The sequence below is a fragment of the Paraoerskovia marina genome (genome assembly GCF_900105445.1).
GTDB lineage: Bacteria > Actinomycetota > Actinomycetes > Actinomycetales > Cellulomonadaceae > Paraoerskovia > Paraoerskovia marina.
The window spans coordinates 1,023,907-1,049,238 of record NZ_LT629776.1 but is presented as its reverse complement, the minus strand read 5'-3'; the positions used below and the strand labels follow the sequence as shown (position 1 = coordinate 1,049,238).

The 25,332-nt window shown below is 71.5% G+C and carries 25 protein-coding genes; 9 read left to right on the top strand and 16 right to left on the bottom strand.

The features are described from left to right. Nucleotides 1-61 precede the first annotated feature (61 nt). From BLU20_RS04740 to BLU20_RS04725, 4 genes are all read left to right on the top strand, one after another. A complete protein-coding gene (locus BLU20_RS04740) occupies nucleotides 62-1,498 on the top strand; it encodes an alpha,alpha-trehalose-phosphate synthase (UDP-forming) (RefSeq protein ID WP_029252925.1) in 1,437 nt (478 codons plus the stop codon). Continuing rightward, a complete protein-coding gene (gene otsB / locus BLU20_RS04735) occupies nucleotides 1,495-2,304 on the top strand; it encodes a trehalose-phosphatase (RefSeq protein ID WP_083371781.1) in 810 nt (269 codons plus the stop codon). The genes BLU20_RS04740 and otsB overlap by 4 nt, the downstream gene beginning before the upstream one ends. 180 nt (nucleotides 2,305-2,484) lie before the next feature. Further along, nucleotides 2,485-3,606 (top strand): ABC transporter ATP-binding protein, encoded by a 1,122-nt coding sequence (locus BLU20_RS04730; protein WP_029252923.1) that lies wholly within the window; start codon nucleotides 2,485-2,487, stop codon nucleotides 3,604-3,606. Between the two features lie 109 nt (nucleotides 3,607-3,715). Continuing rightward, nucleotides 3,716-4,972: a DUF4032 domain-containing protein gene (locus tag BLU20_RS04725; RefSeq protein ID WP_029252922.1), complete on the top strand. Its 1,257-nt coding sequence runs from the start codon at nucleotides 3,716-3,718 to the stop codon at nucleotides 4,970-4,972. 3 nt (nucleotides 4,973-4,975) lie between these two features. Here BLU20_RS04725 and rlmB read toward each other — a convergent pair whose 3' ends face one another. The 3 genes from rlmB to BLU20_RS04710 all read right to left on the bottom strand — a co-directional run bounded on the left by rlmB (nucleotide 4,976) and on the right by BLU20_RS04710 (nucleotide 8,674). Next, entirely contained in the window at nucleotides 4,976-5,944 is a 969-nt protein-coding gene (gene rlmB / locus BLU20_RS04720; protein ID WP_029252921.1) for a 23S rRNA (guanosine(2251)-2'-O)-methyltransferase RlmB, read from the bottom strand. A gap of 41 nt (nucleotides 5,945-5,985) precedes the next feature. Continuing rightward, nucleotides 5,986-7,410: a cysteine--tRNA ligase gene (gene cysS / locus BLU20_RS04715; RefSeq protein WP_083371780.1), complete on the bottom strand. Its 1,425-nt coding sequence runs from the start codon at nucleotides 7,408-7,410 to the stop codon at nucleotides 5,986-5,988. Between the two features lie 88 nt (nucleotides 7,411-7,498). Further along, nucleotides 7,499-8,674: an alanine racemase gene (locus tag BLU20_RS04710; RefSeq protein ID WP_083371779.1), complete on the bottom strand. Its 1,176-nt coding sequence runs from the start codon at nucleotides 8,672-8,674 to the stop codon at nucleotides 7,499-7,501. A gap of 54 nt (nucleotides 8,675-8,728) precedes the next feature. Here BLU20_RS04710 and BLU20_RS04705 point away from each other — a divergent pair, with 54 nt between their 5' ends. Then, nucleotides 8,729-10,246 (top strand): D-arabinono-1,4-lactone oxidase, encoded by a 1,518-nt coding sequence (locus BLU20_RS04705; protein ID WP_083371778.1) that lies wholly within the window; start codon nucleotides 8,729-8,731, stop codon nucleotides 10,244-10,246. 123 nt (nucleotides 10,247-10,369) lie between these two features. Here BLU20_RS04705 and BLU20_RS04700 read toward each other — a convergent pair whose 3' ends face one another. Continuing rightward, complete coding sequence (locus tag BLU20_RS04700; protein ID WP_083371777.1) at nucleotides 10,370-10,966, bottom strand: TetR/AcrR family transcriptional regulator; 597 nt, start codon at nucleotides 10,964-10,966, stop codon at nucleotides 10,370-10,372. A 104-nt stretch (nucleotides 10,967-11,070) separates the two neighbouring features. On the opposite strand from BLU20_RS04700, the gene BLU20_RS04695 reads away from it, so the two are divergent. Continuing rightward, complete coding sequence (locus BLU20_RS04695) at nucleotides 11,071-11,595, top strand: LpqN/LpqT family lipoprotein (protein ID WP_083371776.1); 525 nt, start codon at nucleotides 11,071-11,073, stop codon at nucleotides 11,593-11,595. Here the strand turns inward: BLU20_RS04695 and ispF are convergent. From ispF to BLU20_RS04680, 3 genes are all read right to left on the bottom strand, one after another. Beyond that, entirely contained in the window at nucleotides 11,582-12,067 is a 486-nt protein-coding gene (gene ispF, locus BLU20_RS04690) for a 2-C-methyl-D-erythritol 2,4-cyclodiphosphate synthase (RefSeq protein WP_083371775.1), read from the bottom strand. The two genes, BLU20_RS04695 and ispF, sit on opposite strands and share 14 nt — an antisense overlap. Continuing rightward, nucleotides 12,064-12,792 (bottom strand): 2-C-methyl-D-erythritol 4-phosphate cytidylyltransferase, encoded by a 729-nt coding sequence (gene ispD / locus BLU20_RS04685; protein ID WP_083371774.1) that lies wholly within the window; start codon nucleotides 12,790-12,792, stop codon nucleotides 12,064-12,066. The genes ispF and ispD overlap by 4 nt, the downstream gene beginning before the upstream one ends. 104 nt (nucleotides 12,793-12,896) lie before the next feature. Beyond that, entirely contained in the window at nucleotides 12,897-13,379 is a 483-nt protein-coding gene (locus BLU20_RS04680) for a CarD family transcriptional regulator (RefSeq protein WP_029252913.1), read from the bottom strand. A 231-nt stretch (nucleotides 13,380-13,610) separates the two neighbouring features. Between BLU20_RS04680 and BLU20_RS04675 the strand changes: the two genes are divergently transcribed. Beyond that, nucleotides 13,611-14,087: a hypothetical protein gene (locus BLU20_RS04675; protein WP_029252912.1), complete on the top strand. Its 477-nt coding sequence runs from the start codon at nucleotides 13,611-13,613 to the stop codon at nucleotides 14,085-14,087. Nucleotides 14,088-14,380: 293 nt separating this feature from the next. Here BLU20_RS04675 and pstB read toward each other — a convergent pair whose 3' ends face one another. From pstB to BLU20_RS04645, 6 genes are all read right to left on the bottom strand, one after another. Further along, a complete protein-coding gene (pstB, locus tag BLU20_RS04670; protein WP_029252911.1) occupies nucleotides 14,381-15,160 on the bottom strand; it encodes a phosphate ABC transporter ATP-binding protein PstB in 780 nt (259 codons plus the stop codon). A gap of 28 nt (nucleotides 15,161-15,188) precedes the next feature. Further along, nucleotides 15,189-16,148 (bottom strand): phosphate ABC transporter permease PstA, encoded by a 960-nt coding sequence (gene pstA, locus BLU20_RS04665; RefSeq protein WP_029252910.1) that lies wholly within the window; start codon nucleotides 16,146-16,148, stop codon nucleotides 15,189-15,191. A gap of 1 nt (nucleotide 16,149) precedes the next feature. Then, nucleotides 16,150-17,148: a phosphate ABC transporter permease subunit PstC gene (gene pstC / locus BLU20_RS04660; protein ID WP_083371773.1), complete on the bottom strand. Its 999-nt coding sequence runs from the start codon at nucleotides 17,146-17,148 to the stop codon at nucleotides 16,150-16,152. 123 nt (nucleotides 17,149-17,271) lie between these two features. Further along, complete coding sequence (pstS, locus tag BLU20_RS04655; protein ID WP_083371772.1) at nucleotides 17,272-18,399, bottom strand: phosphate ABC transporter substrate-binding protein PstS; 1,128 nt, start codon at nucleotides 18,397-18,399, stop codon at nucleotides 17,272-17,274. A 171-nt stretch (nucleotides 18,400-18,570) separates the two neighbouring features. Next, entirely contained in the window at nucleotides 18,571-19,275 is a 705-nt protein-coding gene (locus tag BLU20_RS04650; protein WP_083371771.1) for a response regulator transcription factor, read from the bottom strand. Beyond that, entirely contained in the window at nucleotides 19,272-20,459 is a 1,188-nt protein-coding gene (locus BLU20_RS04645; RefSeq protein WP_083371770.1) for a sensor histidine kinase, read from the bottom strand. Before BLU20_RS04645 ends, BLU20_RS04650 begins: the two co-directional genes overlap by 4 nt. A gap of 214 nt (nucleotides 20,460-20,673) precedes the next feature. On the opposite strand from BLU20_RS04645, the gene phoU reads away from it, so the two are divergent. Beyond that, the gene (gene phoU / locus BLU20_RS04640) at nucleotides 20,674-21,339 is read left to right on the top strand and encodes a phosphate signaling complex protein PhoU (RefSeq protein ID WP_029252905.1); all 666 of its coding nucleotides are present in this window, start codon (nucleotides 20,674-20,676) and stop codon (nucleotides 21,337-21,339) included. An 82-nt stretch (nucleotides 21,340-21,421) separates the two neighbouring features. On the opposite strand, the gene BLU20_RS04635 is transcribed toward phoU, so the two are convergent. Further along, on the bottom strand, nucleotides 21,422-22,159 hold the full coding sequence (locus BLU20_RS04635) for a phosphoglyceromutase (protein ID WP_083371769.1): 738 nt from the start codon (nucleotides 22,157-22,159) through the stop codon (nucleotides 21,422-21,424). Between the two features lie 137 nt (nucleotides 22,160-22,296). Between BLU20_RS04635 and BLU20_RS04630 the strand changes: the two genes are divergently transcribed. After that, nucleotides 22,297-22,731, top strand: coding sequence for a nitroreductase family deazaflavin-dependent oxidoreductase (locus BLU20_RS04630; protein WP_083371768.1), 435 nt, complete (start codon nucleotides 22,297-22,299; stop codon nucleotides 22,729-22,731). A gap of 134 nt (nucleotides 22,732-22,865) precedes the next feature. On the opposite strand, the gene mshA is transcribed toward BLU20_RS04630, so the two are convergent. Both mshA and BLU20_RS04620 read right to left on the bottom strand, forming a co-directional pair. Further along, complete coding sequence (gene mshA / locus BLU20_RS04625) at nucleotides 22,866-24,155, bottom strand: D-inositol-3-phosphate glycosyltransferase (protein ID WP_083371767.1); 1,290 nt, start codon at nucleotides 24,153-24,155, stop codon at nucleotides 22,866-22,868. A gap of 10 nt (nucleotides 24,156-24,165) precedes the next feature. Beyond that, nucleotides 24,166-25,281 carry a lactonase family protein gene (locus BLU20_RS04620; protein WP_083371766.1) on the bottom strand — a complete coding sequence of 372 codons (1,116 nt, stop codon included), beginning with the start codon at nucleotides 25,279-25,281 and terminating at the stop codon, nucleotides 24,166-24,168. Between the last annotated feature and the right edge of the window lie 51 nt (nucleotides 25,282-25,332).

Below are 25,332 nucleotides of genomic sequence, written 5' to 3'. Positions count from 1 at the left end.
GCGCGGTACCCTACCCTTGCCTCCACATCGGCGGCGCTGCGGAAACCCTCGGGAGTATTTCTTGGCACAGGACGGCGGATTCGACCTCGTAGTGGTGGCCAACAGGCTCCCCGTGGACATCGAGCTCACGGACGACGGATCGATCAACTGGAAGCGGTCACCCGGTGGCCTCGTCACGGCCCTCGAGCCCGTCATGCAGGCGGCCGACGGCGCATGGGTCGGCTGGTCCGGAGGACCGGACTTCGAGGTCCCGCCGTTCGAGGGCGACGGGATGCACCTGGTGCCCGTCACCCTCTCGGCCGAGGAGATCGAGAAGTACTACGAGGGTTTCTCCAACGACACGCTGTGGCCGCTCTACCACGACGTGATCGCACCCCCGGCCTACCACCGGCAGTGGTGGGACGCCTACCGCCGCGTGAACCAGCGCTTCGCCGACGCCGCGGCCGCCCAGGCCGCGCAGGGCGCCGTCGTGTGGGTCCACGACTACCAGCTCCAGCTGGTCCCCAAGATGCTCCGTGAGCAGCGGCCGGACCTGCGGATCGGGTTCTTCGACCACATCCCCTTCCCCCCGCTCGAGCTGTTCCAGCAGCTCCCGTGGCGCGCGCAGGTGCTCGAGGGTCTGCTCGGCGCCGACCTGATCGGGTTCCAGCGGGCCGGTGACGCCTCGAACTTCATCCGCGCCGTCCGGCGGCTGACCGACCGGCCGACCCGCGGTCCGATCATCACGATGCCCGACGCCGACGGCCGGCCCGGCCGCCACGTCCGCGCCGCGTCGTTCCCGATCTCGATCGACTCCGCCCACTTCGACGAGCTCGCGCGGACCCCGGAGGTCCAGGCGCGCGCCAAGGAGATCCGTGCCGACCTCGGCGACCCCGAGGTCGTCATGCTCGGCGTCGACCGCCTCGACTACACCAAGGGCATCCGGCACCGGATCAAGGCCTACGGCGAGATCCTGCAGGACGGCCGGATCGACGTGCAGGGCGCCACCCTCATCCAGGTCGCGAGCCCCAGCCGCGAGAACGTCGGCGCCTACCAGGAGCTGCGCGAGCACGTCGAGGGGCTCGTCGGACGCATCAACGGCGAGTACGGCGAGATCGGCCACTCGGCGATCCACTACCTGCACCACTCCTACCCGCCCGAGGAGATGGCGGCGCTCTACCTCGCCGCCGACGTCATGCTCGTGACCTCGCTGCGCGACGGCATGAACCTCGTCGCCAAGGAGTACGTGGCGGCGCGCTCCGACGACCGCGGCGTCCTCGTGCTCTCGGAGTTCACCGGGGCCGCGGACGAGCTCGCGCCCGGTGCGCTGCTCGTCAACCCGCACAACATCGACGGCATGAAGGACACGATCGTCGCCGCCGCGAACATGGACGAGCGCGAGCAGCGTCGTCGGATGCGCAAGCTGCGCAAGCGGGTGCTGGCGGACGACGTCACCAAGTGGTCGGACTCGTTCCTCGGCGTGCTCACCGCCATGCCCTCGCGACAGGACCACGTGTGACGAAGACCGACCCCGCGGCGCTCGAGGGAGCGCTCGCGGACCTTGCCGCGCACCGACCCGTCCTGGTGGCCCTCGACTTCGACGGCTGCCTCGCCCCCCTCGTCGACGACCCGAGCGCGTCGCGGATGCTGCCCGGTGCCCGCGACGCCCTGACCCGGATGGCGCCGCTCGCCCCGCACGTGCAGCTCGCGCTCGTCTCGGGGCGGCACCTGGCCGACCTGGCCGCGCTCGCCGACCCGCCGCTCGGCACGTGGCTCGTGGGCAGTCACGGGGCCGAGACCGGGGAGGTCGGCCCCGACGGGCTCGTCACCGTCCCGTTCGACCTCGCGCCGGACGACGCCGAGACCCGCCGCTCCCTGATCGCCGGGTTCGAGGAGATCGCCGCGGAGTACGACGGCGCCCACGTCGAGACCAAGCCCACGGCTGCGGTCCTGCACACGCGCCGGGCGACGCGCGGCGACGCCGAGGACGCGGACCGCCGGGCCGACGCCGTCGCCGAGTCGCTGGGGCTCTCCCCGATGCACGGCAAGGACGTCGTGGAGACCTCGGTCGTCGAGACCTCCAAGGGCGAGGGGCTCGAGGCGCTGCGCGCGCGGCTGGCCGAGGCGTGCGACGTCGGACCCGCCAACGTCCGGGTGCTGTACGCCGGGGACGACACCACCGACGAGCGAGCGTTCTCCCGCCCCGGCGCCGTGGACCTCGCGATCAAGGTCGGCGACGGTGAGACGGCGGCGTCGTTCCGCGTCTCCTCGCCACAGGCGGTCGCCGACCTGCTCGGCCGGCTCGCGACGCACCTGAGCGTGTGAGCATCCCCACCCGATCGACCGGAGTCGTGTGACCCAGCACACCGCGGGGGCAGGTAGGCTGTCTTCACGTCGCGTCCACGACGGCCGCGACCGTGTCACCGCTGACGCACTGCGACGCAACGGCACACCACCACAACGGATCGTCCGGCACGTACCTGCCGGTGGAGGGATGTACCAGCCATGGCTACCGTAACTTTCGACCACGCGACCCGGGTCTACCCCGGCACGGAGCGCCCCGCTGTCGACCAGCTCAACCTGCACATCGAGGACGGCGAGTTCCTCGTCCTCGTCGGCCCGTCGGGTTGTGGAAAGTCCACGTCGCTGCGCATGCTCGCCGGCCTCGAGGACGTCAACGCGGGCAACATCTACATCGGCGACCGCGACGTCACGGACGTCCAGCCAAAGGACCGCGACATCGCGATGGTGTTCCAGAACTACGCGCTGTACCCGCACATGTCGGTCGCCGACAACATGGGCTTCGCGCTGAAGATCGCGGGCACGCCCAAGCAGGAGATCCGCAAGCGCGTCGAAGAGGCCGCCGAGATCCTCGACCTCACCGAGTACCTGGACCGCAAGCCCAAGGCCCTCTCCGGTGGTCAGCGTCAGCGTGTCGCCATGGGCCGTGCGATCGTCCGTCAGCCGCAGGTCTTCCTCATGGACGAGCCGCTGTCGAACCTCGACGCCAAGCTCCGTGTCTCGACCCGTACGCAGATCGCGTCGCTGCAGCGTCGCCTCGGCGTCACGACCGTCTACGTCACGCACGACCAGACCGAGGCCCTCACCATGGGCGACCGCATCGCGGTCCTCAAGGACGGTCTCCTGCAGCAGGTCGGCACGCCGCGCGAGATGTACGACACGCCCGCGAACATCTTCGTGGCCGGCTTCATCGGCTCGCCCGCGATGAACCTCGCCACGTTCGACGTCGCGGACGGCTACGCCCAGGTCGGCGAGGCTCGCGTCCCGATCGCCGCCGAGGCCGTCTCGAAGCTCACCGACGCCGACAAGGGCAAGGTCACGATCGGCTTCCGCCCCGAGGCGCTCTCGGTCGTCGACCAGGCCGGGCCCGGGTCGTTCCCCGTCGAGGTCGACCTCGTCGAGGAGCTCGGCTCGGACGCGTTCGTCTACGGCCGCCTCGTCGGCCCGAAGGCGCTCGACGCCCAGGTCACCTCGGGTGCCGGCACCGGACAGGTCATCGTCCGCGTCGACCCGCGCAAGGTCCCCATGAAGGGCGACCGTCTGTACGTCTCGATCCGCGAGGGCGAGCAGCACGTCTTCTCGCCGTCGACGGGCGAGCGTCTCTGACGCCGACGCACGACTGACACACGCACGGGGCGGGACCGCGACGGTCCCGCCCCGTGCTGCGTCCGGGCCTCCCCTCCGGGCCCGCAGGGTGGGTGAGTAGGCTGCAGGGGTGCAGAACCTGCAGATCACCGCGACCGCCCCCGACCCCGCGATCCTCGACCTCCCGTGGCACCTGCCGCTGGTCGACTGGCCCGACGAGGTCCTGGCGGCGTTCCCGCGCGGCATCTCGCGGCACGTCGTCCGGTTCGTCAAGCTCTCGGGCCGCGTGATCGCGATCAAGGAGATCGGCGAGAGCGTCGCCTACCGGGAGTACGAGCTGCTGCGGCAGCTGCGCCGGCTCGATGTGCCGAGCGTCGTGCCCGTCGGGGTCATCACCGGCCGCCAGGACGAGAACGGCGAACGGCTGGAGGCCGTGCTCGTCACCGAGCACCTGCAGTTCTCCCTGCCGTACCGGGCCCTCTTTTCCCGCGCCCTGCGCCCGGACACCGCCGACCGCCTCATCGACGCGCTCGCGGTGCTCCTCGTCCGGCTTCACCTCATCGGCTTCTACTGGGGCGACGTCTCGCTGTCGAACACCCTGTTCCGGCGTGACGCCGAGGCCTACGCCGCCTACCTCGTGGACGCGGAGACCGGCGACCTGCACCGGGCGCTGAGCCCCGGGCAGCGCGCCTACGACCTCGACCTCGCCCGCACCAACATCATCGGCGAGCTCATGGACCTCGCGGCGGGCGAGCTGATCGACGAGGACGTCGACCTGGTCGCGATCGGCAACACGCTCGTCGAGCGCTACGAGGGACTCTGGGAGACCCTCACGGGCGCCGAGAGCTTCGGCATGGACGAGCGGTGGCGGGTGGCCGCCCGCATCGAGAAGCTGAACGAGCTGGGCTTCGACGTCGGAGAGCTGGAGATCACCACGGACATCGACGGCGTGAGCGTCCGCATCCAGCCGAAGGTGGTCGACGCGGGGCACCACGCCCGCCGCCTGATGCGCCTGACCGGTCTCGACGTCCAGGAGGGCCAGGCGCGCCGCCTGCTCAACGACCTGGACAGCTTCACCGCGGCGCACGAGCGCCAGAACGACAGCGAGGAGTTCGTGGCGCACGACTGGCTGCGCACCGCCTTCGAGCCGACCGTCGAGGCGGTCCCCCGCGAGCTCCGCGGCAAGCTGGAACCTGCCCAGCTCTTCCACGAGATCCTCGACCACCGCTGGTTCGTGGCGGAGCAGCGCGGCGCGGACGTCCCGCTGGCGGAGGCGACCCGGTCGTACGTCGAGAACGTCCTGCGCGACCGCCCGGACGAGCAGGCGCTGCTCGGGGTGACGCCCGACGAGCGCGCGGCGGGCGTCCCCGACCCGGACGACCTGTAGGGCTCAGCCCTCGCTGCGGCGGCGCGCCACCTCGTAGAGGGCGATCCCGGTGGCCGTCGCGGCGTTGAGCGACTCGGTGTCGGCGCTGATCGGGATCGACGCCACGACGTCGCAGGTCGACCGCACGAGACGCGAGAGTCCCTTGCCCTCGGAGCCCGCGACGAGGACCACCGGGTCGGTCGCGAACGCCATGTCACCGATGGTGACCTCGCCGCCGCCGTCGAGCCCGACGATGAAGCAGCCTGCCTTCTTCAGCTCCTCCAGGGCACGGACGAGGTTGGTCGCGCGGGCCACGGGCACGCGGGCGGCCGCCCCGGCCGAGACCTTCCAGGCCGACGCGGTCACGCCGGCGGCGCGGCGCTCGGGCACGAGGATGCCGTGGGCGCCGAACGCTCCGGCCGACCGCAGCGTCGCACCGACGTTGCGCGGGTCCGTGACGCCGTCGAGCGCGACGATCAACGGACGCTCGCCCTGGGCGGCGGCGATGTCGAGCAGGTCGTCGACGTCCTTGTAGTCGTACGGCGGCACCTGCAGGGCGACGCCCTGGTGGATGGCCCCGTCGGTGATGCGGTCGAGGTCCGTCTTGCTGGCCTCGCGGATCTCGTGGCCGCGACCCATCGCGATGTCGAGGATCTCCTTGGTGCGGTCGTCGTTCTCCAGGCGGTGGAAGACGAACAGCACCTCGACGGGGACGTCCGCGCGCAGCGCCTCGAGCACGGAGTTACGCCCGGCGATGACCTCCTCGGCGGAGCCGCTGCGCCGCGTGCGGGACGCGTGCGACTTGGGCTGCGCGGCCTCGGCCTTCTCGGCGGCCACCTTGCGCTTGTACGCCGGGTGGTAGGTGCGCTCCTCGGCCTTCGGCGTCGGGCCCTTGCCCTGCAGCGCCTTGCGACCGTACCCGCCCGTGCCCGGGGTCGACTGCTTCTTGGAGTTCTTGCGAGTAGCGCCGCGACGCTGGGAGTTGCCTGCCATGATGATCGACCGTTCGGTGGTGGGGGAAGGAGTACGCGGGGTCAGCCGCGACGTTCAAGGGTCCAGCGCGCGCCCTCGGCGGAGTCCTGGACGACGACGCCGGCCGCGGCCAGGCGGTCGCGGATCGCGTCCGAGGTGGCGAAGTCGCGGTCGGCGCGGGCCGCCGCGCGGGCGTCGAGCTCGGCGGTGACGAGCGCGTCGAGCACCTGTGCGTAGGAGGAGCCTCCCACCTCGGCCCACTGCGGGTCGTGCGGGTCGAGCCCGAGTGCGTCCAGCATCGCACGGACGGCGACCAGGAGGCGACGCACGGTCTCGGCCGGGGCGTTCTCCGCGAGCGCCGAGTTCCCGCCCCGCAGGTGCTCGTGGACGACGGCGAGGGCGGCCGGGACGTTGAGGTCGTCGTCCATCGCGTCGACGAACCCCGTCGGGAGATTCGCGGCGACGATCTCGTCCCTCGGCACGTCGCCGACGCGCTCGGTGGCGCGCTCGACGAAGCCGGCGAGCCGGTCCCACGTCGTCTCGGCCTCGGCGATGGTGTCCGGGGACCACTCGAGCATGGAGCGGTACTGGACGGCCACGATGGCGTAGCGGAGCACGACGGGCCGGGTCTCGGCGAGCACCTGGGCGGCGAGCAGGCCGTTGCCCAGCGACTTGCTCATCTTGACGCCGGACTGCGTGATCCAGGCGCTGTGGAGCCAGTAGCGCGCGAAGGGGTCGCCGACGGCGAGGGACTGCGCGCGCTCGTTCTCGTGGTGCGGGAACCGCAGGTCCAGCCCGCCGCCGTGGATGTCGAACTCCGGGCCGAGGTAGCGGGTGGCCATCGCGGAGCACTCCAGGTGCCACCCCGGCCGTCCGCGCCCGAAGGGTGCGGGCCACGAGGCTGTCGCGGGCTCACCCGGCTTGGCGGCCTTCCACAGGGCGAAGTCGCGGGGGTCGCGCTTGGCGGCCTCGGCGTCGTCCTCGGGCTCGGGCGTGACGTCCTCCAGGCGCTGGTTCGTCAGCGCGCCGTAGTCGTCGAACGAGCGCACGTCGAACCAGACGTCGCCCTCGCCGGTGGTGTACGCGTGCCCGGTGGCGAGGAGTTGGTCGATCAGCGCGGTCATATCGGTGATGTGCGCCGTCGCGTGCGGCTCGTACGTGGGGCGTGCGACGCCGAGGGCGTCGTAGGCCTCGGTGAACTGCTGCTCGTGCCGGGCGGCCCAGGCCCACCAGGGGACCCCGGCGTCGTCGGCCTTGGCGAAGATCTTGTCGTTGATGTCCGTGACGTTCCGGATCATCGTGACCGCGTACCCGCTGCGCTCGAGCCAGCGACGGAGCACGTCGAACGCGACGGCGGGTCGCAGATGTCCGATGTGCGGGGATGCCTGGACGGTGGCACCGCAGTAGTAGATGCCGGCTTCGCCCTGCACTCGGGGGACGAAGTCGCGCAGCTGCCGCGCGGCGGTGTCGTACAGGCGAAGACTCACACGACTCAGGTTACCGTTCGGGGCGCCCGCAGGCCGAACGCGCCCCGGTCCGGGCCGCGCCGGGCCTCGGACTCACCCGCCGAGGCGACTACCCGAAGACCTGTCCCTCGCCCCGGTACGTGGGGACCGTCTCGACGGTCTCGTCCCCCCGCACGAGGTGGACCTCGGTGAACCGCTCCAGGGGCTCACCCGCCTTCGCGTTGCGGAACCAGACCCGGTCGCCGATCTCGAGGAGGCGCCCGCTCTCCCGCGCGCGCAGTGGCGTCTGCACCTCGCCCGCGCCCTCGGCGGAGGTCAGCCGCCACCCCGGTTCGACGGGCCGGGGCAGCCGGGACGGACCCGCGGCGCCCGACGCCGCGTAGCCGCCGCCGAACACCGTCGCCCAGCCGGGTGCGGGCGTCCGTACGACGTCGTGGCCGAAGAACGCGGCCGGGCGTGGGTCGAAGGCGCGGTAGTCGTCGAAGAGCGTCGGGACGAAGAGCCCGGACCCGGCCGTGACCTCGGTGACGACCGGGTCGGCCGACGACGTCTCGAGCGACCCCGTGCCCCCCGCGTTGACAAGGGCGAGCGGGTGCCCGACCGCCGCAGCCACGGCGTCGACGATCCGGCGCCGGCGCCGTACGAGGTCGCTGACCGACGCCCGCTTGACCAGCCGGACGGCGGCGCTCGAGTCCGGCAGTCCGGCCACCTGGGCCTCGTAGAACATCACCCCCCGGACGTCGAGCCCGGCGCCGTGCGCGTCTGCGGCGAGTCCCGCGACCTGGTCGGCGGTCCGGAGCGGGGAACGGCGCGTCCCGAGATGCACGACGGCGCGCCCCCTCCCGATCCGCAGCGACGCGTCCACGTCCAGGCAGACCCGGACCGGCGCCCCGAGCGCACGCAGCAGGTCGACGTGGGCCGCGTCGTCGACCATCACCGTGACGGCCGCGAGCGCCGCGTGCGTCGCCGCCACCTCCGCGAGCGCGGCACGGTCGACGCTCGGGTACGCGACAAGCACGTCGTCAGCACCGTGCTCGACGAGCCAGAGGGCCTCCCGGACCGAGTAGGCCATCACGCCCGCGAACCCGTCGTGCGCGAGGGCGCGGGCGATCAGTGCACGGACCCGCACCGACTTGGACGCGACGCGCACGGGCACACCGGCAGAGCGCGCGACGAGCTGGCGGGCGTTCGCGTCGAATCGGTCGAGATCCACGACGGCGAGGGGTGCGGGCAGATGTGCGGTGGCGGCGTCGAAGCGGTCGCCGAGGCGACGTGCAGCATCCATAGCCCTGCACCCTACGCGGTCGGAGTGACCCGAATCACGTGGCAGGATCTGGGCATGACGAGTTCATGGGAGAACTGGGCGCGCACCGAGTCGGCCTCCCCGGCCCGTCGCGCGACGCCGCGCGACGAGGCGGAGCTGGCCGAGCTGGTGGCGTCGGCCGCGGCCGACGGCCTACGTGTCCGGGCGGTCGGTGCAGGGCACTCGTTCACGGGGGCTGCGGTCACCGACGGCCTCATGCTGAGCCTCGACGAGATGCAGCAGGTCCGCGGCGTGGCTCCCGGGCCCGACGGCAGCACCCGCGTCACCGTGGACGCCGGGATCCGCCTGCACCGGCTCAACGCCGCGCTGGACGTGCTCGGGCTCGCGATGCCGAACCTCGGCGACATCGCCGAGCAGTCGGTGGCCGGCGCCATCTCCACCGGGACCCACGGCACCGGCGCACGGCTCGGCGGCATGGCGACGCTCGTCTCGGGCGTCCGCGTCGTCGGCACCGACGGCTCCGTGACCGACGCCGACGCGGATCACGAGACCGAGCTCTTCGAGGCCAGCCGGCTCGGGCTCGGCCAGACGGGCGTCCTCTCCCAGGTCACGCTCGACGTCGTCCCCGCCTTCCAGCTGTGCGCTCACGAGGCGCCCGCCGCGCTCGCCGACCAGCTCGCGGACCTCGACGCCGGGGGCGCCCAGGTGGACGCCCACGACCACCTCGAGTTCTTCTGGTTCCCCGGGACGACGACCGCGCTAGTTAAGCGCAACGACCGCCTCGAGACGCCGCAGCCGGACCGCAGTCGCACGCTGCGGGCCCGGGCGAGCCGGTGGGTCGAGCGCGAGCTCCTGGAGAACGCGGCACTCGGCACACTCAACCGGATCGCCGCCGCGGTGCCCTCCTCCACCGGAACGGTGAACTCGATCATCACCCGGGCGATGTCCGCGTCAACGACCGTCGCGCCGTCGCACCGTGTCTTCGTCTCTCCTCGCCGCGTCCACTTCCGGGAGATGGAGTACGCGATGCCACGTGCCGCCGTCGCGGACGTGCTGCGCGAGATCGACGCCTGGCTGCGCCGGACGGGCGAGCCCGTGCCGTTTCCCGTCGAGGTGCGGTTCGCGGCGCCCGACGACGTGTGGCTGTCGACCGCGTACGGGCGGGACACCGCCTACGTCGCCGTGCACCAGTACGCACGTATGCCCCACGAGCGATACTTCCGGGCCGTCGAGGAGATCTTCACCGCCGTCGACGGCGCCCGGCCGCACTGGGGCAAGATGCACACCCGCGACGCCGCGGACCTCGCTCGGGTGTATCCGCGGTTCGACGACTTCCGTGCAGTACGGGCCCGGCGCGACCCTGACGGCGTCTTCGCCAACCCGTACACCGACCGGGTCTTCGGTGCGCGGGACCAGGTCTCGACAGGCTCGACCGACGGTGGCCGAGCTCGTCATCCGGCGGCTGAGCCCGTCGAAGCCCGGTCTCGACAGGCTCGACCGGCGGCTGAGCCCGACCGACGGTGGCTGAGCCCGTCGAAGCCCGGTCTCGACAGGCTCGACCGACGGCGGCTGAACCCGGCCGACGGTGGCTGAGCCCGTCGAAGCCCGGTCTCGACAGGCTCGACCGGCGGCTGAGCTCGACATCCGGTGGCTGAGCTCGTCGAAGCCAGGTCTCGACAGGCTCGACCGACGGCGGCTGAACCCGGCCGACGAGGGCTACTTCTTGACGGCGAGCGAGACCACGTAGTCCGCGATGTCGTGGAAGGCGACCCGGGCGGCGTCGTCGTCCTGCTCGACCAGCCAGGAGAGCTCGACGCCGTCGATCCAGGCGGCGACGTTGCGCGCCAGCCGGTCGAGCGGGATGTCGTAGGTGACACCGGCGATCTCGCGGATGCGGTCGAGGATGTCGTACGTCATCGTCCACGTCTGGTCGAGATGGGTCTGCGCCACGGGACGCAGCGCACGGTTGCGGGCCCCCGTCGTCGCGAACTCGAAGGTCAGCAGGCGCATGTGGCGGCGGGCCAGGAGACCCTCGAGAAGGCCGTCCGCGCCCGCGTGGGCCAGCGCGTAGATGTCCGGGGCGGCGAGCAGCGCGTCCCGCACCGGGTCCGAGGACACGAGGGCCATGCTCAGCCCCATCGCGACGAGCAGGTCGTCCTTGTCCGCGAAGCAGTAGTGCACCACGCCGAGCGAGGCCCCCGCCTCGGCGGCGACCCCACGGATGGTGACGGCCTCGACGCCGTCACGCGCGGCGATCCGCAGACCGGCGTCGATCAGCTGCGCGCGGCGCTCCTCGACGGGCATCCTGCTCATCCGTACTCCATTCCTCGGCCCAGCGATTCAAGCATGCCGCCGCCCTCCGGGCGACCGTGCACAATGGTCCTGCGGAACTCGCCGCGCCTCGGGAGGGACCAACCATGCGCCACGTGCCCCGTGCACTCGTCATCGCGAGCGTGGCTGCGACCCTCCTGGCGGGTTGCTCCGCCCCGGTCGAGACACCGGGCACACGAACCTACGACGTCCCCGGCTCGGACGGGCTGACCGTCTCAGCGCCGTCGTCGTGGACGAGCTCGAGCGTCGACGGCGTCTACTACCTCTCGTCCCCCACCGAGGTGGACGGGGTGCGGCCGACGGTCGTGATCGTTCCCGGCCCGCTGGAGGGGCAGAGTCTCGACGAGGCGGCCGGCCAGACGTCCCTGTACGGCACCGAGCACCTGCGGGAGTGGCGGGTGGTCGACGAGGGCGCCGACACCCTCGGGGGGTTCGACGCCTACCGCGTCTCCGGTGAGCACGAGACCCGCGGCGTCGACGTCGTCGAGGACGTCGTCGTGGCAGGGATCGGCGAGGACGAGGCCGCGTGGGTGACCATCACGACAGCTGCAGGCGACTCCGAGGGCGCGGCCGAGGCTCGAGCCGTGGCCGAGCAGATCAGCCTGCGCTGACCAGCGCGCAGGCGATCGCCGCGACTCCCTCGCCGCGTCCCGTGAGGCCGAGGCCGTCCGAGGTGGTGGCCGACACCGTCACGGGCGCCCCCACGGCGTCGGAGAGCACCTGCTGGGCCTCGTCGCGCCGCGTGCCGATCTTGGGCCGGTTGCCGATCACCTGCACCGAGACGTTGCCGATCTCGAATCCGGCAGCGCGCACGCGCGCGGTCGCCTCGCCGAGAAGCCGGACGCCGCTCGCCCCCGACCAGGCCGGGTCGCTCGTCCCGAAGTTGGAGCCCAGGTCACCCAGACCCGCGGCGTTGAAGAGGGCGTCCGCCGCCGCGTGGGCGACGACGTCCGCGTCGGAATGACCGGCGAGTCCGGTCTCTCCCGGCCAGTGCAGGCCCGCAAGCCACATCTCACGGTCCTCCCAGGCCGGGGCGTACGCGTGGATGTCCGTCGCGACGCCGATGCGCGGGATGCCGCTCACTCGTCCTCCGCCAGCAGAAGGTCGGCGATCTCGAGGTCGCGCGCCGTCGTGATCTTCATCGCGCGCTCGTCGCCTCGCACCACGACGACGGCCTCGCCCAGGGACTCGACGAGCCCCGCGTCGTCGCTCGCGGCCATGTCCTGGTCTTCGGCCCTGGCGGCTCCGTGCGCATGCGCTCGGGTCAGCAGGTCGTGGGAAAAGCCTTGCGGCGTCTGCACGGCCCGCAGGCCGCTGCGCTCGACGGTGTCCTGCACCGACTCGGCGCGGGGGCCGGAGCCCTGCAACGGCGGCGCCGCCACCCGCTTGACGGTGTCCACCAGCGGCATGCCGGGAACGACCGCACCGTGCCCGGCCTGCACCGCGTCCACTACCCGGCGGACCAGCCGTGCCGGTGCCAGCGGACGAGCCGCGTCGTGCACGAGGACGACGGACGCCTCCCCCGCGGCCGCGAGCCCTGCCGCCACCGAAGCCTGACGGGTGCTGCCGCCCGCGACGACGGTCACCGGGACGTCGACCTGCGGGTCGCCGTCGAGCAGCCGGCTGATCTGCTCGGTGTAGTCCGCCGGAGCCGTCACGACGATCGCGTCGACCGCCCCCGAGCGGTCGAGGCTGCGGGCGGCGTGCACGACGAGCGGGGTGCCGCCCAGGTGGACGAGGGCTTTGGGGATGCTGCGGCCGAGCCGGCTCCCCGAGCCGGCCGCCGTGAGGATCGCGAGGGTGGTCACGGATGAAACGGTATCCGACGCAGCCACCACGCACGACGGCGACCCGTCAGCCGGAGCCGAGGGGTCGCCGTCGTGCGTACGTCGACGTACGGAGATTCAACCGGTCAGGAAGCAAGAACCTCGTCGAGGATCGCCTCTGCCTTGTCTTCCTCGGTCTTCTCCGCGAGCGCGAGCTCCGAGACGAGGATCTGCCGAGCCTTGGCCAGCATGCGCTTCTCGCCGGCCGACAGGCCGCGGTCCGCGTCACGACGCGAGAGGTCGCGCACGACCTCTGCCACCTTGATCACGTCCCCCGAGGCAAGCTTCTCGAGGTTCGCCTTGTACCGGCGCGACCAGTTGGTCGGCTCTTCGGTGTACGGGGCACGTAGCACCTCGAACACCTCGTCCAGGCCTTCCCGGTCCACGACGTCCCGAACACCGACCAGGTCGACGTTCTCAGCAGGGACCTCGATGGTCAGGTCGCCCTGGGCGACACGTAGCTTGAGATAGATTTTTGACTCTCCGCGGATGGTGCGCTCCTTGACCTCTTCGATCAGAGCAGCTCCGTGGTGCGGGTAGACAACGGTCTCGCCTACTTCGAACGTCATCAGTTAGTGTCCCCTTTCGCGGCATTCAAGTCTACCACGCAGGAATCTCGCGATCTGGAGCCGAAACTGCGTGAAATCGCAGGCAGGCGGCTTGCCCGGATATCTCACGTTCCCGGCGGAGGTGTCGCCCGCGCGCGGCTACGGCTAGGCTTCCCCTGAATACGGTCACGCCACCACCTCAGAATGTGCACCGTCTTCGCACGACCCGACATCGCACAACCAGGAGATCTCGTGACCCGCACCCCGCAGCGCCGCTCCCCCCGTGGCCTGGCCCTGGCCCTGCCCCTCGTGGCCGGAGCCGTCGTCCTCGGCGGCTGCGCACCCGTCACCACCAACCTCGACTACCAGCCGTCCGACGGCTTCGCGGTCGACGTCTCCGAGGACGTGCACGGGGTCAACCTGATGGTGCTCAGCCACGGCGAGGGCGCACCGGGAAGCGTGCACGGCGCGTTCACCAACGACGGCACGACCGACGCGAGCGTCGAGCTCGACGCCGTCGGCGCGAGCGCCACGGTCGAGGTCCCCGCCGGCCAGACCGTCTACCTCGGCACCGAGGACGGCGAGACCGTCGAGCTCGACGCCGTGAGCACCGAGCCCGGCGGACTGCTGCCGGTCACCTTCTCGGACGGGTCGAACGAGACCGAGGTCTCGATCCCCGTCCTCGACGACACGTTCGAGGAGTACGCGGACGACGTCCCCGCCTCCTGATCGACGACGGCGCCCGCCGGTGCCGCCGTCCTCACCTCGTCACAGGGCTGCTCCGCGCGTCGTCGCGGGGCAGCCCTGTCTGCGTCCTGGAGCGACCGCGCTCGCTCCCCCTGCCCGCCTGCGCGACGTCGCACGCCGCCAAAACCCTCGCGATCCTTCGCGAGGTCGACCCGTGCACGCGACGTCGACCCTGCCGAGGTCGACCTCGCGTGTGCGGGTCGACCTCGGCAGGGTCGTGAGGAGAGGGCGTCGCGCCGGGACCGCGGAGTGCCCGGCGGGCGACTCGGCTCCGATCAGCCGAAGCGGCCCGAGATGTAGTCCTCGGTGGCCTTCTCGGTCGGGGAGGAGAACATCGTGGACGTGTCGTCCATCTCGATCAGCTTGCCCGGCTTGCCCGTGCCCGCGATGTTGAAGAACGCCGTCCGGTCGCTCACACGCGCCGCCTGCTGCATGTTGTGCGTGACGATCACGATCGTGTAGTCCTGCTTGAGCTCGGCGATCAGGTCCTCGATGGCGAGGGTCGAGATCGGGTCGAGCGCGGAGCACGGCTCGTCCATCAGGAGCACCTGCGGCTTGATGGCGATCGCACGGGCGATGCACAGCCGCTGCTGCTGACCGCCCGAGAGTCCTGCACCGGGCTTGTCGAGGCGGTCCTTGACCTCCTCCCAGAGGTTCGAGCCGCGCAGCGAGCTCTCGACCAGGTCGGCGGCGTCCGACTTCGAGATCCGCTTGTTCACGAGCTTGACGCCCGCGAGCACGTTCTCCTCGATCGACATCGTCGGGAACGGGTTGGGGCGCTGGAACACCATCCCGATCTGACGACGTACGGCCACCGGGTCGACCCCGGGCCCGTAGAGGTCCACGCCCTCCATCTCGACCGAGCCCTCGACACGGGTCCCGGGGATGACCTCGTGCATCCGGTTGAGCGTCCGCAGGAACGTCGACTTCCCACAGCCCGAGGGACCGATGAACGCGGTCACGGACCGCGGCTCGATCGTCATGGTGACACCTTCGACGGCGAGAAAGTCGCCGTAGTAGATGTCGAGGTCCTTCACGTCGATGCGCTGTGCCATCGTCAGTTGATCCTTTGGTTGCGTACGGTCAGCCGCGCAGCTTGGGCGCGAAGTAACGGGAGATCAGGCGGGCGAGCAGGTTCAGGATCATCACGATCAGGATTAGCGCCAGGGCCGCGGCCCAGGCACGCTGGAAGTTGATGTCCTCGATGCAGACCGCCGACGGGTCGTTGCAGGGCACGTAGCCCTGGGAGTACTGCCGGTAGACGTAGACCGGCAGGGTCATCATCCGACCCTCGAACAGGTTGTAGTTGATCGAGTCGATGACGCCGACCGTGAGGAGCAGCGGTGCCGTCTCGCCGATCACCCGGGCGATGGCGAGCATCACGCCGGTCACGATGCCCGCCACGGAGGTGCGGAGCACCACCTTGACGATCGTCAGCCACTTCGGCACGCCCAGCGCGTACGAGGCCTCGCGCAGCTCGTTGGGGACGAGCTTGAGCATCTCCTCGGTCGACCGCACCACGACGGGGATCATCAGGACGGCGAGGGCCACGGATCCCATGATGCCGAGCCGGATGCCCGGCCCGAAGAAGAAGGCGAAGAGCGAGAGCGCGAAGAGCCCCGCCACGATCGACGGGATACCCGTCATCACGTCGACGAAGAAGGTCACCCACTTCGCCAGCATCCCACCGCCGTACTCGACGAGGTAGATCGCGGTCAGGATTCCGATCGGCACCGAGATCAGGGTGGCGCCGAGGGTGATCTCGACCGTCCCGATGATCGCGTGGTAGATGCCGCCGGCGTCCATCCCGCCGAACACCCCGCGCATCGAGACGGTGAGGAAGTACCAGTCGAAGCGCTCGAGGCCGTTGGCGAGCACCGTCCAGATCAGCGAGACGAGCGGGATCATCGCGAGGACGAACGCGCCGTAGATGATCACGGTCATCACGCGGTCCTTGCGGTGCCGCCCGGGGTCGGCCTGGGCGAGCGCCGTGCGCACCGCGTCGGTGCGCTGCTCGGCGGTCAGGTCAGGAGTCGTCGTCATGTCAGTTGGCTCCCGAGAAGTCCTTGCGCCGTGCGACGACGGCGCGGGCGGCCATGTTCACGGCCATGGTGATCACGAAGAGGGCAAGACCCGTGGCGATCAGGGCACTGACGCCGAGCGGCGGTGCCTCTGGTTGCTGGGCCGCGATGTTGGCGGCGATCGTCTGCTGCTGACCGGCCTGGAAGATCGCGAACGAGTAGAGGAACCCGGGCGAGAGGATCATCAGGACGGCCATCGTCTCGCCGAGCGCTCGACCGAGGCCGAGCATCGCGCCGGAGATGATGCCGGAGCGGGCGAACGGCAGGACCGCGGTCTTGACGAGCTCCCAGCGCGTGGCGCCCAGTGCCAGGGCGGCCTCCTCGTGCAGCTTGGGCGTCTGGAGGAAGACCTCGCGGCAGACCGCGGTGATGATCGGCAGGATCATCACCGCCAGCACGACGGCGACGGTCGCCATCACCCGGGGCGGGTCCGCGGCCGGGCCCTCGAACAGCGGGAACCAGCCGAGCGTCTCGGCGATGCCGTTCCAGACGGGGTAGACGATCGGCGCGAACGCGAGGATGCCCCAGAGCCCGTAGACGACCGACGGGATCGCGGCGAGCAGGTCCACGAGGTATCCGAGGGCCTGGGCGAGCCGGCGCGGCGCGTAGTGGGAGATGAACAGGGCGACCCCGACGGCGAGCGGCGTCGCGAGAATCAGCGCCAGGAACGCGGCGAGCAACGTCCCGAAAATCAGGGGCCCGACGAACGTGATGATGCTCGTGTCCTCGGGGAACCAGCTGATCTGCTCGCCCAGCTCCTCGCCCCCGAGGCTGATGGCGGGCCACGCCTCCAGCACGAGGAAGATCGCGACGGCCGCGAGCGTGGCGAGGATCAAGGCCCCCGACCACGTCGAGACGAGGCGGAAGATCCGGTTCATGCCCCGGTCACCGGCGTGGCCCGACGCCTTGCGGCCCCGTGCCTTGTCGGTCGGCGGTGCGGTGGTACTCACGTGTGCTCCCATGCGGTGGGGTCGGGCGGTCGTCCGTCGTGCACTGCTCTGATCATGCCGCTGCCGGTGGGAGGACCGCGACTGCAGTCCTGCCACCGGCGGCGGTCGCGACCCCTGCCCGGGGCCGCGCGGGGGTCAGCCCTGGGCGCTGATGGCGTCGATCGCCTCGGTGGCGTCGGCGCGCAGGCTGTCCGAGATCGGGGCGGATCCGGCGGCCGAGGACGAGATCTCCTGGCCCTCCTCGCTCGCGACGTAGCCGAGGAACGCCTTCACGAGGTCGGCCGTCTCCTGGTCCTCGTACGTGGCGCACGCGAGGTGGTAGGAGACGAGGACGATCGGGTAGGCGCCCGACTCGGTCGTGTCGCGGGCCAGCTCGAGCGCGTGGTCGTACTGACCGCGCCCCTCGACCTGCTCCGAGGCGTCCACGATCTTGGCCGCGGCCTCGGGCGAGTACGGCACGTACTCCTCGCCGACCTTGACCTCGGCCGTGCCGAGGCTGCCGGCCTGAGACGCGTCGGCGTAGCCGATCGTCCCCGAGCCGCCCTGGACCGTCTGCACGACACCGGAGGTGCCCTGCGCCGACTGGCCGCCCTCGGTAGGCCAGTCACCGGAGGCCTCGTGCGGCCAGGCGTCGCCGCCCGCGGCCTCGAGGTACTCGGTGAAGTTCTCGGTGGTCCCCGACTCGTCGGAGCGGTGGACCGGCGTGATCGTCTCGGACGGCAGCTCGACGTCCGGGTTCTGGTCGACGATCGCGGGGTCGTCCCACGAGGTGATCTCGTCGTTGAAGATCCCGGCGATCGTGGCCGGGTCGAGCTTGAGCTGGTCGACGCCCTCGACGTTGAAGATCACGGCGATGGGGCTGATGTACATCGGCAGCTCGATCACCTCGCCGTCGAGGCAGCGCGCCTGTGCGTCGACGAGCTCCTCGTCGTCGAGCGCGGCGTCGGAGCCGGCGAAGGCCGTGCCGCCCTCGATGAAGTTGGTGCGTCCACCACCGGACCCGATCGGGTCGTAGTTGACGGTGACGTCGGGGTTCTCACCCTGGAATCCGGCTCGCCACGCGTTCATCGCGGCTTCCTGCGAGCTGGCCCCGGCCCCGTTCAGCTGGCCGGAAAGTTCGGATGTCTCGGTGGTCGCAGAGTCCCCGTCGGCGGCCTGCGCCTCACCCACGGGGTCGTCGGATCCACATGCGGTGAGCGTGACGGCGAGCGCGCCAGCGGCCAGAGTGGCTGCACCTGCGCGGGAGAATCGGCTGAGCTTCACGTCCTGGTTCCATCCTTGTCCACGTCGTGGCCACCGGCGAGATCGCCGGTGTCGAGGACGACGTTAAGGAGCCCGGGTGAAGGCGATGGACTTCTGCGGTGAACACGGGGTGAACGCTCACGGACCGTTTGCCACCGTGTCGTCCACCCCGTCGCACGTCACCGTCCGGGATCACGCACCGTCGTCGGAGATCTTGTACCCCAGGCCACGCACCGTCAGGAGGAAGCACGGTGAGGAAGGATCCTCCTCGATCTTCGCCCGGACCCGCTTGACGTGCACGTCCAGCGTCTTGGTGTCCCCCACGTAGTCCGACCCCCAGACGCGGTCGATCAGCTGCCCCCGGGTCAGCACCCGGCCGGCGTGGCGCAGGAGGTACTCGAGCAGGTCGAACTCCTTCAGGGGGAACGGGACGAGCTCGCCGTTCACGGTCACGGTGTGCCGGTCGACGTCCATCTGGACGCGCCCGACGGAAAGCAGCTCGTTCTCGGACTCCTCGGCCGCCGGCGTGTCCCCCGCCCCCCGGCGACGCAGGACGGCGCGGACGCGGGCGAGCAGCTCGCGGAACGAGTAGGGCTTGGTGACGTAGTCGTCGGCGCCGAGCTCGAGGCCGACCACCTTGTCGATCTCGGAGTCCTTGGCCGTCAGCATGATGACGGGGACGTCACCGCGCTGACGGAGCTCGCGGCAGACCTCCATCCCGCTGAGGCCGGGCAGCATCAGGTCGAGCAGGACGATGTCCGCCCCGCCCGCGTCGTACGCGGCGAGGCCCTCGTTCCCGTCGGCCGCGGCGACGACGTCGTACCCCTCCCGGGTGAGCTGGTACGTCAGCGGGTCGCGGTACGACTCCTCGTCCTCAACTACCAGGATGCGCGTCACGCATCCACCTCCTCGTTGTCGGTCGAACCGTCGCTGTCCGCGACGGACGTGCGTGCCACGGGGATCCGCAGCGTGAAGGTCGAGCCGCGGCCCGGCTCGGACCACATGGTGACCTCGCCGCCGTGGTCGGCCGCGATGTGCTTGACGATGCTCAGCCCGAGGCCCGTGCCCCCGGTGTCGCGCGACCGCGCGGGGTCCACCCGGTAGAAGCGCTCGAACACCCGGTCCTGGGCGTCCGGGGCGATCCCGATGCCCTGGTCGACGACCGCGATCTCCACCAGGCCTGCCCCCTCCGCGATGCTCACGCCGACCCCCACCCGCGTCCCGCCGGGCGAGTACGAGACGGCGTTGTCGACGAGGTTGCGCAGCGCGGTCACGAGCAGGTTGTGGTCGCCGTAGACGGTCGCGTCCTGCGTCCCACCGGCGGTGATCGTGATCCCCTTCGCCGCCGCCGTGGTGCGGGCGCGGTCGATCGCCTCGCCGACGACGTCGCCGACCGGGACCACCCGGACCTCCTGGAGCGCCCCGGCCACCTGGAGGCGGGAGAGCTCGATGATCTCGTGGACGAGCGCGGACAGGCGCGTGGCCTCCGACTGCATGCGTCCGGCGAAGCGTCGGACGGCCACCGGGTCGTCCGCGGCGTCCTGCACGGTCTCGGCCAGCAGGGACAGCGCCCCGACAGGGGTCTTGAGCTCGTGGGAGACGTTGACGACGAAGTCGCGACGGATCGCCTCGACGCGTGCGGACTCGGTACGGTCCTCGGCGAGGACGAGCAGGTGGTCGGGGCCGATCGCAGCCACCCGCACCTGGAGCAGAACCGTCCCGCGCCCGACCGGCCCGCGGGCGACCTCGAGCTCCTCGTCCCGGATCACCCCGTCCCGCCGGACCGCGTCGATGAGCTCGCGGATGGCCGGGTGCGCGATCACGTCGTCGCGCACCACGCCGAGCGCGTACGCCGGCGGACTCGCCCGCAGCACGTCGCCGTCGGTGTCGAGGACGACCGCCGCAGAGCGCAGCACCGCGAGCACGCGGACCAGCCCGTCCTGCAGCTCGGGCGGCTGCTCCGGCGGCGCATGGCGGTGCTCACGCTCGCTCCATCGGAACGCGAGAGCGGCGACCACACCGACCACGACGCCGATGACGCCCGCCACGAGCACTGTCGCCCCGTCGATTGCTCCGTCCACGACGCCAGCGTACGGGGCAGGGGTGCGCCGGGAGCGGCAACGGCGCACCCAGGCCGCCAGGACGTCGACTATTCACGCGGCCGTCGAGGGTTGTTCACCCTATCGACTGGTCTGGTGCGAGTGCCCGTGGAATGGTGAAGACTCACGAACCACACGTGTGCGCCCTTCGGCGCACCGAACGACGGGCCCCAGTGTGCCCGAGGAGAGGGCAGCCATGCGGGAGATCTTTGAGGCGGAGCTGCAGCAGGTCGGAGACGACCTGCAGGAGATGAGCGCGCTGGTCGCCGAGGCGATCGACCGCGCCGGCCGCGCCCTGATCGACGCCGACCACCAGCTCGCGCAGGAGGTGATCGTCGACGACCTGGCGATCGACACGATCGAGCGCGCGCTCGACGAGCGCTGCCTCTACATCCTGGCCCAGCAGGCACCGGTCGCCACGGACCTCCGGATCGTCGTCACCGCGCTGCGGATGAGCTCGACGCTGGAGCGGATGGGCGACCTCGCCCGGCACATCGCGCAGATCGCCCGAGGCCGCTACCCCGACCGGGCCGTCCCCGTGCTCGAGCCGACCCTGCGCGAGATGCACGAGGCCGCCACGCGTGCGGCTCGGCGTGTCCAGGGCCTCCTCGAGAACCGCGACCTCGAGCTCGCCGCGCAGGTCAAGGCCGACGACGCGATCCTCGACCAGCTCCACCGCCAGACGTTCACCACGATGCTGGACGAGGGGTGGACCGAGGACGCGCAGCAGACCATTGACGCGACGCTCCTGAGCCGCTTCTACGAGCGGTTCGGCGATCACGCGGTGTCGATCGCGCGCCGCATCGAGTTCCTCGTGACCGGCGAGCTGGAGAGCGCGGCCCACAGCCACCACGACAACTAGCGAACGCCGGGTCCGCCCGGACCGACGACGACGGCGCCGCACCCTTCGAGGGTGCGGCGCCGTCGTCGTACGGCTTGGGAGGTCAGCGACCCTGGTTCGCCACGGCCGCGATCGCGTCCTTGGCCGCCTCGGGGTCGAGGTAGGTCCCGCCCGGCGTGACGGGCGTGAAGTCCTCGTCCAGCTCGTAGAGGAGCGGGATGCCCGTCGGCACGTTCAGGCCCGCGATGTCCTCGTCCGAGATGCCGTCGAGGTGCTTGATGATGGCGCGCAGGGAGTTGCCGTGCGCGGCGACGAGCACCGTCTTGCCGGCCTTGAGGTCCGGGATGATCTCACCCTCCCAGTACGGGAGTGCGCGCTCGAGGACGTCCTTGAGGCACTCGGTCCGCACGACCGGGGCGTCCGCGTAGCGCGGGTCCTGGTCCTGGGAGAACTCCGAGCCCAGCTCGATCTCCGGCGGCGGGGTGTCGTACGAGCGGCGCCACAGCATGAACTGCTCGTTGCCGTACTCGTCGAGCGTCTCCTTCTTGTTCTTGCCCTGCAGCGCGCCGTAGTGGCGCTCGTTCAGGCGCCAGTTGCGCTTGACCGGGATCCAGTGCCGGTCCGCCGCGTCCAGCGCGAGGTTCGCGGTCATGATCGCGCGGCGCAGGAGCGAGGTGTGCAGCACGTCGGGCGTGACGCCGGCGTCGGTCAGCAGCTGGCCGCCGCGCCGCGCCTCCTCCACGCCCTTCTCCGACAGCGGGACGTCGACCCAGCCCGTGAAGAGGTTCTTGGCGTTCCATTCGCTCTCGCCGTGGCGAAGAAGCACGAGTGTGTAAGTCATGGGTCTATCGTGCCCTACGGTCACGGCGATGACACGATCGTCCCGTCTGGCGGTCCGTCGAGGGTCAACTCTTGGCCTCGACACGGCCGGAGCAGGCATGGCTGGCGTTCTGCAGCGCGGGAGCGTTGACTGGAGCCATGCCTCTGGACGCACCGTACTCCCCCAGTCCCGACGAGTTCGTCCGCAACCAGGTGGAGTTCTTCGAGTCTTCCGGCGGGACACAGGGCAACACGATGCGCGACGTGCCGATCATCGTGCTCTGGACCCTGGGTGCCCGCTCGGGAGCACTCCGCAAGACGCCGCTGATGCGGGTCGAGCACGACGGCAGCTACGCCGTCGTCGCCTCCCAGGGCGGCGGGCCGAAGCATCCGGTCTGGTACCGGAACATCTGCGCCCACGACCTCGTCGAACTCCAGGACGGTGCCGAGCGGCGCGACTACCGCGCCCGCGAGGTCACGGGCGAGGAGAAGGCGCTGTGGTGGGACCGCGCCGTCGCGGTCTGGCCCGACTACGCCGAGTACCAGACGCGCACCGAGCGCGAGATCCCCGTGATCGTGCTCGAGGCCGTGTAGCCCGACACACCCGGTCTCGACAGGCTCGACCGACGGGGACGCTCGACCGGCGGAGGCAGCGCTCGTCGAGCCCGTCGAGACGACACACCCGGTCTCGACAGGCTCGACCGACGGGGTGCCGCTCGACCGGCGGGTCAGCCCCGGACGAGCTTGAACGAGGCGCGCGCGTCGAGGGCCGCGGAGTAGGCGTCGAGCACGCCCTGCGCGGTCCGGTCCCACCCGAACTGCTGGGCGACCTGCACGGCTCCGGCCCCGAGACGGGCCCGCCGCTCGGGGTCACCGAGCAGCGCGCCGATCTCGGCCGCCCACGTGACGGGTTCGTGGTCGGGGACGAGGACACCGGAGACGTCGTCGACGACGATCGTCCGCAGCCCGCCGACGGACGCCGCGACCACGGGGGTGCCACAGGCCGACGCCTCGGCGGCGACGAGGCCGAACGACTCGTTGTGCGACGGCACGGCGACGATGTCGGCCGCACGGAACCACGTGGCGAGCTCGGCCCGGTCCACGGGCGGCAGCACCACGACGCGGTCGGCCACCCCCTCGACCGCGGCCAGCGCCTCGAGCTCTCGCACCGCCGTCGGACGTCCCGACGCCCCGCCGAGGATGGCGAGGACGGGGACCGGCTCCCCCGCCGCCCGCATGACGCCGAGCGCGCGGACGAGGACGTCGGGCGCCTTGAGCGCCTGGACGCGACCGGCGAAGACCACGAGCCCCGCGTCGTCCACCTCGGCACCGCACGCGCCGAGGTGGGCCCGGACAGCCTCGCGGCCCGGCCCGACCGGGGCGAATGTCTGCAGGTCCACTCCCGGCGGAACCACGTGCACCTGGGCCGGGTCGGCGTCGTACTCCCGCACGAGGTCGTCGGCCTCGGCGGCCGTCGAGGCGATCAGGGCGTCGGCCTCGGCGGTCACCTGCTCCTCGCCGATGATGCGGCCGGCCGGCTCCGGCACGTCGCCGGGAGCGAGGGCGGCGTTCTTGACCCGGGCCATCGTGTGCATGGTGTGCACCAGCGGGACGTCCCACCGGTCCGCGACGAGCCATCCGACCTCCCCGGACAGCCAGTAGTGGCTGTGCACGACGTCGTACCACCCGCGTTCGCGCCCCGCCTCGGCGCGCAGGAGCCCGGCTGCGAAGGCGCAGAGCTGGCCGGGCAGGTCGTTCTTGTCGAGTCCCTCGAACGGGCCGGCCGGGACGTGGCGCACGACGACGCCGGGCTCGACCTCGACGCACGGCGGCTGGCTCGACGAGGTGGCCCGGGTGAAGATCTCGACGGCGGCCCCGCGCGCAGCCAGCGCGCGGGCGAGCTCGAGCACGTAGACGTTCATACCGCCCGCGTCCCCGCTCCCGGGCCGGTCCAGGGGGGACGTGTGCACGCAGATCATCGCGACGCGCACGGGGCGCCCGGGTGCGGCAAGGTCCATGCGACCAGTATCAGCCCTCGACGGAGTCGACGAGTACGCATCCGGGGGCGGGAAGGCTCACACTGCCGAGGACGCGTGCCCGGCCGGTGACGCGGTCGACGCGCAGGCTGGTCAGCTCGTCGCCGTTCTGCTGCGCGACGACGACGAGGTCGCCGTCGTCGTCCGCCGTCGGCCCGGCGACGACGGCGAAGTGGCGCGGCCATGCCCCGCCGATCGGGCTCTCGGCGAGCGCACGCAGCGAGACCTCGGTGCCGGACGTCTCGACCGCGTAGGCCACGATCGTGTCGGCGCCGCGCACCGCGACGTACAGGCGCGAGCCGTCCTGAGACAGTGCGACGTGCGAGGGGTACGGGCGGGGCTCCGAGGTGGCCGACCCCAAAGGGTAGGTGTGCGTGACGGTGGGCTCGGCGGTCTCCTCGTCACCCAGGGAGACGACGAACACGGCCGGGTCGAGCTCGCCGACGACGAGGACCGCGCCGGGGACGTGGACGAAGTGACGTGGCCCCGTCCCGGCGAGCATCTGCACCGCACCGATCACGGCACCGTCGGGCGTGTAGCGCACGAGCTGGTCCGTGCCGAGGTCCGCGGACCACACCTCGTCCCTGACCGGGGCCACGAAGTGCGCATGTGGGCCCTCCTGCCGGTCGGCGTCCGGGCCGCTGCCCTCGTGCTGGTCGACCGACGACGTCGCGAGCGGGAGCCCGTCCTCGTCCACCGGGAAGCGGGCGACCGAGCCGCCACCGTAGTTGGCCAGCCAGACCGTGTCGGGCGTCGCCGAGACGTGGCACGGCGAGGGGCCACCGGTCGGGACGGAGGTGACGGGCTCGAGCGACTCCCGCGCGGCGTCGACGGCGAGGACGACCGCGACTCCCGTGTCGGTCTCGGACGCGGCATAGAGCGTCCGCCCGGAGGGGTGGAGCGCGAGGAACGAGGGCGACGGCGCCGTGACCACCTGGACGGGAGCGGTGAACGCACCCGTGGCGGCGTCGACGTCGACACGCCAGACACCCTCGCCCCGGTCGGGCTCGGTGCCCAGCCCTGCGGCAGGGAACGTGCCGATCCACAACGGGACGGTGCCGACCCACAACGGGACGGACGGGATGCGCGGGGTCGTCTCAGAGGTCATCTGCCGACCCTACCGAGGCGGGCCGCCCTCGTGCGCCCGCACGCCGCAGGC